2 protein-coding genes are annotated in these 837 nt (G+C 53.0%); both read left to right on the top strand.

Going from position 1 to position 837, the window contains the following annotated elements; translation table 11 throughout:
- Positions 1-462 (top strand): hypothetical protein (locus AB4Z24_RS22505; protein WP_441711887.1); only part of this gene is annotated, 462 nt, incomplete at its 5' end.
- Between the two features lie 86 nt (positions 463-548).
- Positions 549-837 (top strand): hypothetical protein (locus tag AB4Z24_RS22500; protein ID WP_441711885.1); only part of this gene is annotated, 289 nt, incomplete at its 3' end.

The raw sequence follows: 837 nt of genomic DNA, 5'->3' as shown, positions 1-837 counted from the left end.
TCGAGAAACTTCGCGCGAATACGTACCCGGATTGAGTCTGTGCTGTCCCGTTCATTGGGGCAGCCGCTGCCGCGCCGTGGCTCAGAGCTTGGGGTGAGGTTGTCAATCAGGGAAAAGAAGATGGGAATGTACGTTCTATTCGGCATCAAAAATTCCGGCTTTTCTGATGTCGACGATGTCGCCGCTACGGTGGCGCGCGTGATAAATGCGACGCCGGTGAAACGGCACTCCGAGTATAAGGGCAACTATTGCACGTTTGAGACCGGCGCGGAAGAAGAGGTCCAGATCGTATCAGGCATTTCCAGTGACGAGGACGGCGAATATCCCGCCGAAGACGATTTTCCCAATTGGAAATTCCTGCTGTATCTCGACAAAACAAGCGCGCAGTCGCCGTGGCTGAAAGCACTGGAAGGTGCCACCGGACATTTTGAGAAGCTACGCACGGATACGTTGCCCGATTAAGCGTGCACGGCCTGCTCATTGATGCCGCCGCTGTTATACTGTGGCACAGAGCTTGGCGTGACGTTACTAATCGGGGGAAGCTTAAAATGGTAATGTACGTTTTATTCGGTGTTAAAGATTCCGGTTTTTCTGATGTCGACGATGCTGCCGCAATGGCTGCGCACGTGATAAACGCAACGCCAATAAAAAGGTCAGGCGACGGTAAGGGCGACTATTGCACATTTGAGACCGGCACCGCAGAAGAGGTTCAACTCGTCTCGGGTACCTTCGCCGATGAGGACGGCAAATACCCGGCGTCACATGATTTTCCAAATTGGAAATTCCTGCTGTATCTCAATGAAACGAGTGCGCAGTCGACTTGGCTCAAGGCAAGGC

Origin of the sequence: Hyphomicrobium sp. 2TAF46 (genome assembly GCF_052114865.1) — a bacterium.
Lineage (GTDB): Bacteria > Pseudomonadota > Alphaproteobacteria > Rhizobiales > Hyphomicrobiaceae > Hyphomicrobium_B.
Note: the sequence above shows the minus strand (reverse complement) of the source record. Positions and strands in the feature narration are given on the sequence as shown.